We start from the raw sequence: 8,599 nt of genomic DNA on the forward strand, positions 1-8,599 counted from the left end.
GGGAAATGTTAAGAAATCGAAGAAAAGATATAAAAGAAGATTTCTTTCATTATGAAGGAAATCAATTAGTTGGATTTTTAGCAACTTATTATTTTGGAGAAAAAGTTGAAATCTGCGGTATGGTTCATCCGGAGTATCGACGAAAAGGAATTTTTTCTAGTTTGTTAAATGAAGCACTGAATTCAATAGCTCCATCCACTACCATTTTATTAAATGCACCTGAAGCTTCAACATCAGCGAAAGAATTTATTCCAAATCAAAAAAATTGTACATATTCTTTTTCTGAATATCAAATGGCTTGGAAAAACCAAGAGGTAAAAGAATTTACACCAATCGTTAAATTCACAAAAGCTGAGCAATTAGATTTCGCATTTATTTCAAATTTAGATGTTGTATGTTTTGGATTCGAAAATAGTGATGCCGAGAAGTACAATCAACGCATTTTAAATGAACCTGATCGTGATTTATTTATAATAGAAGTAAATGATGAAAAAATTGGTAAAATGAGTTTGCTTCGAGAAAATAATGAGAGCTGGATTTATGGATTTGCAATACTTCCAGAATACCAAGGTAAGGGATATGGAAAAAATGCATTACTCCAAACCATTCAAAAAGAAAGCGAGATTGGAAACGAAATTCATTTAGAAGTTGCGCTTGAAAATAGTAAAGCGAAGAAATTATATATCGATTGTGGATTTAGACAATATAACACTCAAGATTATTATAAAATTAGCCAATAATTTGTAAGAGACTGTCTGTTTTTTAAGACAGTCTCTTTTTTACGTACTAATAATTTTATCATTATGAAAGTATCTATGTTACACTAGAAATGGATTAAATGGTAAAGGGTGAAAGTTTTGGAAAAAATAAGAGGTTTTGAAGTAGCAAAAGGATTTGAAAATTGTGGAGTGAATCTTCCGAAAAGAGCAACGACTCATGCAGCTGGTTATGATATCGAATGTATTGAAGAGACAATTATAAATCCAAACGAGATCAAACTTGTTGGTACAGGATTAAAAGCATATATGCAAAAAGACGAATTTTTAGCATTATTTGTACGCTCGTCTACACCGTTAAAGAAAGGTTTAATGAAAGGCAATGGGGTAGGGGTTATTGATTCAGACTACTACAGCAATCCTTCAAACGATGGCCATATCATGATGCAATTAATAAATGTATCAAAGGAGCCTGTTATCATTCAAAAAGGCGAGCGAATTGGACAAGCTGTTTTCCAAAAATTCTTATTAGCTGATGATGATTTCGCAGGGGAAGAACGAGTAAGTGGATTTGGAAGTACTGGCAAATAAAAATGCAGAAATAAAAAAAGAACTCGATATGCTCGAGTTCTTTTAATTTTTATAATTAGTCTAACATTTTTGCAAGTTTTGGTGATAAAGCAAGTAAGATTAAGCCCGCAACGATAGCTGCTCCACCTACTGCTAAGAATACTTGTAACATACCAAGAGTTGTTGTAAATGCAGCTAATTGACCACCAACTAAATTTGCAATGAAACTTGATGATAACCATACACCCATTAATAATGAAGCAAGTTTAGCAGGTGCATAACGAGATACTGCTGATAAACCAACTGGTGAAAGTACTAATTCAGCAATTGTATGGAAGAAATATGTCATAACCATGAATATCATGTTTGCTTTTACAGTAATATGATTTGGATCAGAACCTGTTTTCATAACCGCCATAATTGTGAATGCAAAACCAACACCTAATAGGATAAGACCCATTGCCATTTTCGCAGGAACGCTAATGTTTTTACCATTTCTTGCCATTTTAATCCAGATCATAGAAAGAACTGGAGCGAAAAGCATGATGAATAATGGGTTAACAGATTGGAACCATGCAGATGGTACATTGAAGCTTCCAACTTTAAGATCTAAGAAACGCTCAGTATAAAGTGTTAATGATGAACCAGCTTGTTCAAATCCAGCCCAGAAAAATACTACGAATGCAGCTAAGATAAAGATAACAGTAGTACGTTGTTTTTCTTTTTTAGTAAGAGGAATATCCTTAACTGAAGCGCTGTTACCCTCTTTAACAACTTTTGCATTAGGTTTTGTACCTAAATCACCAAGATATTTTGATGCTAATAAGTTGAAAATAATTTGACCAATAATCATACCGATCGCTGCTGCTAAGAAACCATAACGGTAACCGAATAAATCATCACCAGCAGCATTTTTTGACATAAATAAAGTTTGTGCTAAATAACCAGTTACAAGTGGAGCAAAGAATGCACCTAAGTTGATACCCATGTAGAAGATTGTGAATGCACCATCACGACGTGGGTCATCTCCTTCATAAAGTTCACCAACAATTGTTGAAATGTTTGGCTTGAAGAAACCATTACCGATAATCATTAAAATTAAACCAAGGTATAAACCAGTTGAAGAATGAATACCGAATAATGCGATATTACCAGCTGCCATAATGATACCACCAAGAGTTATAGCAGCACGCTTTGCAAGGAAATTATCAGTAATCCAACCACCAATGATTGGAGTGAAATATACAAGACCAGTAAATAATCCATAAAGTTGTAGTGCCCAAGCATCTTTAAATCCAAGTCCACCTTGAACTACTGAAGTTGTTAAATAAAGAACTAAAAGTGCACGCATTCCATAATAACTAAAGCGCTCCCAAGCCTCTGTTGCAAAAAGTAAGTAAAGGCCAGGTGGGTGTTTCGTTTTTTGATTTTGCTCGTTTGATGAAACGTTTTGTTTTGCTGCTACGCTCATTCAAATTCCTCCCTCATAAGTGCTATTCTGTGTAATTTTCTGTATGAATATTTATTGTCGCCAATTCATATACTATTCTGTCAATTTACTGTAAAAAATAATTTCCGAATTCAACAAATTTCGACAATTTGAGTTAAAAAAAATTTCTAACTATTTTCATCAGAACAATGCTACTAAATTTTTATCTAGATCCGCAAAAAAATAACTCGGAACCAATTTACTATTTTAGTATAACACACAATAGCGTATTTCTGTAAAGTTTTTTATATTGTCAGACAAATCTAGCAATACTGATTTTTCTTATTAAACTAGTATTTTTAGACTTTGTCGATTGACCTGTATTAGTACAGCCTAAACAAAAAGACCTATATCTAAATAATAATAAATTTTTGAAATATTTCAAGGGTTTTTATTATTTTTTACTTTAATATTATAAAAGTTTAATTAAACAAAAGAATGAGAATTGTCAAAATATGTCGAAATGAAAATAGGATGTTTTGTCCTTTTTTAATATTCAATTAATTCACATGGACGATTTTCTAAAATTTGGATATACTAAAAGTACTATATATGAAACGGAGTGATGAATATGGGAAAGTTAATTAATTTAGTTCAGAAGAAGGTAAATAGTAGAGGACAAAAAATGGAGTAAATCTTCATTATTGTCCTTATATAATTGGAGGACAAAATGAATTTAAAACAATTAGGTTGGAACGAAGCGTTCGGAGAAAAGGATCTAAATACTGTTGTTGCAAGAGTTATATCAGAACAAAGACAAATTTATAAATTGCATGATGGAGAAAATGAACTAACTGGAGAAGTTTCTGGGAAATTTCAATTCCAAGCAAAAGTAAAAAGTGATTATCCATCCGTTGGAGATTGGGTTGTAATTGAACCGTTAAAAGGTGAAAACAAAGCAATTATTCAAAAGGTATTGCCGAGAATAAGTCAATTCTCAAGGCAATCTGCAGGAGAAAAAACGGAAGAACAAATAGTAGCTGCTAATATAGATTACGTGTTTTTAGTAATGGCATTAAATAACGATTTTAATATAAGAAGATTAGAACGTTATTTACTTGTTGCTTATGATAGTGGAGCAAATCCAATTATTGTATTAACAAAAAAGGATTTATGCACTGACCTACCAACCAAAATTGCAGCAGTTGAAGAAATTGCATTTGGTGTACCTATTTATTCAGTAAATAGTACAACTGGAGAAGGTATTGAAGAACTGAAACAGCTCATTTCAGAAGGGAAGACTGTTTCCTTACTTGGTTCTTCAGGTGTTGGTAAATCTACATTATTAAACGCGTTAATCGGTGAAGTAATTCAAATAACACAGGACGTACGTGAAGGTGACGATCGCGGTAAACACACAACCACACACCGTGAATTATTTTTCCTACCATCTGGAGGAATGGTCATCGATACACCAGGTATGCGAGAATTACAGCTTTGGGGTGGAGAAGACCATATAAGATCGACATTTACAGATGTCGAAGAATTAGCTAAATCATGTAAATTCTCTGACTGTACACATGCAAACGAACCAGGATGTGCAGTCAACCTGGCAATCGAAAACGGCGAACTAGATCAACAAAGACTCACAAGCTATCATAAATTAATGAGAGAACTAGCGTATGCAGAACGTAAACAAGACGCATCACTAGCTAGACAAGAAAGAGATAAGTGGAAAAAAATTAGTAAAATGATGAATACTAAGTCTTATAAGTAAGGAGAAGAGTATTTATACTCTTCTTTTTCTTTTGAGATTTTAGCGGCTCTTTGGGGTGTTCATGAGTAAGTACAAAGGCAAAAAAGCGTGATTTATTTACTCATAAGGGGTTCATGAGGAAGTACAAAGGCAAGAAACCGGGATTTAATGACTCATAAGGGGTTCATGAGGAAGTACAAAGGCAAAAATCCGCAATTTAGTGACTCATAAGAGGTTCATGAGTAAGTACAAAGGCAAGAAACCGGGATATAGTAACTCATAAGGTGTTCATGAGTAAGTAAAAAAGTAAAAATCCACAATTTAGTTACTCATAAGGGGTTCATGAGTAAGTAAAAAAGCAAAAATCCACGATTTAGTGACTCATAAGGGGATGATGAGTAAGTAAAAAGGTAAGAAAGCGCGATTTAGTGACTCATAAGAGGTTCATGAGTAAGTAAAAAGGCGAAAACCCACGATTAAGTGCCACATAAGAGGTTGATGAGTAAGTAAAAAGGCAAGAAAGCGCAATTTAGTAACTCATAAGGGGTTCATGAGTATGTAAAGAGGCAAAAATCCGCGATTACCATACTCATAATGAGTCCAAGGGTACATACATAATTCCTCAAAAAAATCTCAGTCTTAAGACCGAGATAAGACAATACTTAAGTTTGTATCAAAACGAGCAAAAAATAGATAAACTACATAGTAGAATAGTTAATAACAAAAGCTTTCGATTGCTATTAACAAGCTAGTTTAGTGAATAGAGGAGAGCTATATGAAGCGATTTAGACGATTGTCTAGCAATGAATTAACTGGATTATTATTCATAATTGCAGGCATAGGATTATTATTTGATCTATTTTTAAATCCTTTTGCAATAATCGCAGCTGGCGTAGGTATTTATTTATTTCAGTATGGGGCAAAAAAACGTAAAGTTTACCCTTCTACATCTGCGAATATCGCGTTTTTTGGAGGAATCATTTTATTTATCAGTAATGTATTTCAATTGAAATCAATCTTAGGGGTATTATCCTTTATTGTGATTTATGTTGGATATTTAATATTCGTTAATTCTAAATTTAACGCAAAGGTCATTGTCCCAAACATAGTTGAAACAACGAATACAGGAGTCTTTGAAACAAATTCTCTCATTTCGAATCGATTTTTTACAAATATTCATCTAAAGAATGATTCATTTGAATTAGATGATGTAGATTATTATTTTGGGGTTGGAGATGTCATAATCGATCTTTCGGAGTCATTTATTCCTGAAGGAGAGACAGTGTTGGTATTGAATGGAATTATCGGTAATATTACTTTGTATGTGCCATATGATTTAGAAGTCTCAATTCAACATTCTACTTTATTTGGAAAAATTAATATCCTTAAAAATAAATTGAACGGGTTTAACAAGAATTGTAAGTTCACTTCTAATGATTATAAAGAAGCTTCAAGAAAGTTAAAAATTGTTACTTCTTTAGCGATCGGAAATATAGAGGTGACAAATAAATGAAAATTGACAAAGGTATCTTTTTATCGATCTGTCTTGCTGCATTTACATCAAGTATTTTAATCTGTGGCGTTGTTTATTATTTCATTGATCATACTTTACTTGATAAATTGTTTTTGTATAAAATTGGAAATTTTTCTTTACTGTTAATAGTATTTGTAGCAATCATAATCATATCAATTGTTTATAGTACAGCTGTTTTGAGCACGATTCGTCATAATGAAAAAGCATTATTGGAAGGTATAGTAAAGGCAGAAAATGGAATTTATCATAAAGAATCAGAGCATTCAATTCGGTCAATTGATAACGAAATCGAATTAAAACTTCAAAAAATATCTAAACAAATTGAAGATTCAAGGAAGACCGTTCAAAAATTAGTAGATGAAAAGAAATTAATTGAATCTCAGACAATTGAAGATGTCGTAACGAAAGAGCGACATAGACTAGCGAGGGAATTACATGACTCAGTTAGCCAACAATTATTTGCGATTTCGATGATGATTTCTGCGATCAATGAACTTGGTGAAACTACATTTAAAGAACAATTACAATATATTGAAAAAATGGCGATTAATGCTCAATCAGAAATGCGTGCACTTTTATTACATTTAAGACCAGTTCAGTTAGAAGGTAAAAGCTTAAAAGAAGGCGTAGAAAAGCTTCTAACTGAATTAACAAATCGTCAGGCTCTCCAATTAAAATGGAAAATCGATGATATTTCACTCTCAAAAGGTGTAGAGGATCATTTATTTAGGATTATTCAAGAAGCATTATCGAATACTTTAAGGCATGCAAATGCAAAAACTTTTGAAATACGAATTAGAAAAATTGAAGATTTTGTATTAGTTCGAATGATTGATGATGGAATTGGGTTTGATATCGAGAACCGAAAAACTGGTTCGTATGGATTGCAATCAATAAGTGAACGTTCTTCTGAAATTGGTGGAACGGCAAAAATAGTGAGTATACCAAAAAGAGGAACTCAGATTGAAGTAAAAGTTCCGGTAATTGAATAGAGGTGGGAAATTTGATCAAAGTCGTGTTAGTTGATGATCATGAGATGGTAAGAATGGGTGTTTCTACATATTTAAGTACTCAATCTGATATTGAAGTGGTTGGTCAAGCAAGTAATGGAAAAGAAGGCGTAGAACTTGTTTTAGAAAAACGTCCCGATATTGTATTAATGGACTTAATTATGGAAGTTATGGATGGAATTGAAGCGACGAAACAAATAATTTCAAAATGGCCAGAAGCAAAAATCATCATTGTTACAAGTTTTATTGATGATGAAAATGTTTATCCTGCCATTGATGCTGGTGCAATTAGTTATATGTTAAAAACATCTAGAGCTAGTGATATCGCAGGTGCAATACGAACGACACATAAAGGTGGCTCAGTTTTAGAACCAGTTGTTACTGGAAAAATGATGAATAGAATGAGAAAATCTACCCAACGCGAATTACATGATGACTTAACGGCTAGAGAACAAGAAGTGCTACATTTAATGACTGAAGGTAAATCAAATCAAGAAATCGCTGATTCTTTGTTTGTTTCATTAAAAACGGTAAAAACGCATGTAAGTAATATTTTAACGAAATTAGAAGTGGTCGATCGAACTCAGGCAGTAATTTATGCTTTTAGACATGGAATTGTTGAACAAAAATAGATTTATTTTCAAGAAGAAGTCAAAAATGGCTTCTTTTTTTCTATTTTTATAAGAAAATTTGAAGCAATATTTTAGATAAATAAATAATTAATGGTAAGATAGTTATATTCGTTTTATTTATTTTGGAAGGAGCAGTTATTTGAAGATAAAATTGAATCATAAAATCATAAAAGAACGCTGCGGTACAGTCTCCTTCAAAAGAGGTGACTCTTTTTATCGCGCAAATAAAGTACAAATCGAAAAATATAATGATGATACTTGTGCAGCAACAGTTATAGGAAATGAAGATTTTACCGTTCATGTTATAAAAGAAGAAAATGGTGATTTTTATTGTAATTGCACATGTCCTAAACTAGCTTCAATTAAAACGGATTGTCAACATATAGCTGCAGTTTTAATTTCCATTTTTGAACGTCAAAAAAACGAGGGAAATCCTTCAGAAATTGATGTTTTTATGGGAAACACCGATAGATCGAATGGTATTTTAGAACTTTTTCATGAAAAAACGTTTCGTAAAAGCGGACAATTAAAACATTTTGACGATCGGCAAATAATTGATTTTGAGTTTATTTGCGAAATCGTTGAAATGAATGAAGGTTATAAAATCCTTGGAATTGCTATGGCATTTGGAAAAAAGAAAGTAGAAAATCTACGCAATTTTTTAAAGGATGTTAAAGAAGGTAAACCAAGTGAAATTTCGGCTGGTATTATTTTTGACCCTAATTTACATTGTGTACAAAATGAAGTTAATCGTATTTGGGAACTTTTAATAAAGTTGTTAGATGATGAAAAAATGTTTAATAATCCTTTGACTAAGAAAAATGAATATGTGTTCATTTCTCCGACAATTTGGAGCCAATTCATTAATTTATTAACAGTTACAGAAAACGTAAAAATAACTGAAAATGGAATACCATTTAATGGAATTTCATTTACCGAAGATAAATTACCT

The 8,599-nt window shown here is 32.2% G+C and carries 8 protein-coding genes; 7 read left to right on the forward strand and 1 reads right to left on the reverse strand.

Going from position 1 to position 8,599, the window contains the following annotated elements; genetic code table 11:
- On the forward strand, positions 1-740 hold a 740-nt coding region (locus CN514_RS11350), incomplete at its 5' end, for a GNAT family N-acetyltransferase (protein WP_098232673.1).
- Positions 741-857: 117 nt separating this feature from the next.
- Positions 858-1,307: a dCTP deaminase domain-containing protein gene (locus CN514_RS11355; protein WP_069032426.1), complete on the forward strand. Its 450-nt coding sequence runs from the start codon at positions 858-860 to the stop codon at positions 1,305-1,307.
- Between the two features lie 55 nt (positions 1,308-1,362).
- On the opposite strand, the gene CN514_RS11360 is transcribed toward CN514_RS11355, so the two are convergent.
- Complete coding sequence (locus CN514_RS11360; protein ID WP_098232674.1) at positions 1,363-2,757, reverse strand: peptide MFS transporter; 1,395 nt, start codon at positions 2,755-2,757, stop codon at positions 1,363-1,365.
- A gap of 688 nt (positions 2,758-3,445) precedes the next feature.
- Between CN514_RS11360 and rsgA the strand changes: the two genes are divergently transcribed.
- From rsgA to CN514_RS11385, 5 genes are all read left to right on the forward strand, one after another.
- The gene (gene rsgA / locus CN514_RS11365) at positions 3,446-4,492 is read left to right on the forward strand and encodes a ribosome small subunit-dependent GTPase A (RefSeq protein WP_098232675.1); all 1,047 of its coding nucleotides are present in this window, start codon (positions 3,446-3,448) and stop codon (positions 4,490-4,492) included.
- A gap of 754 nt (positions 4,493-5,246) precedes the next feature.
- Complete coding sequence (gene liaF / locus CN514_RS11370; RefSeq protein WP_098232676.1) at positions 5,247-5,984, forward strand: cell wall-active antibiotics response protein LiaF; 738 nt, start codon at positions 5,247-5,249, stop codon at positions 5,982-5,984.
- Positions 5,981-6,997, forward strand: coding sequence for a sensor histidine kinase (locus tag CN514_RS11375; RefSeq protein WP_098232677.1), 1,017 nt, complete (start codon positions 5,981-5,983; stop codon positions 6,995-6,997). Before liaF ends, CN514_RS11375 begins: the two co-directional genes overlap by 4 nt.
- A gap of 11 nt (positions 6,998-7,008) precedes the next feature.
- Positions 7,009-7,647 (forward strand): response regulator transcription factor, encoded by a 639-nt coding sequence (locus CN514_RS11380; protein ID WP_098232678.1) that lies wholly within the window; start codon positions 7,009-7,011, stop codon positions 7,645-7,647.
- A gap of 139 nt (positions 7,648-7,786) precedes the next feature.
- On the forward strand, positions 7,787-8,599 hold an 813-nt coding region (locus tag CN514_RS11385), incomplete at its 3' end, for an SWIM zinc finger family protein (RefSeq protein ID WP_353652064.1).

The organism is Bacillus sp. AFS001701 (genome assembly GCF_002559405.1).
Classification (GTDB): Bacteria; Bacillota; Bacilli; order Bacillales; family Bacillaceae_G; genus Gottfriedia.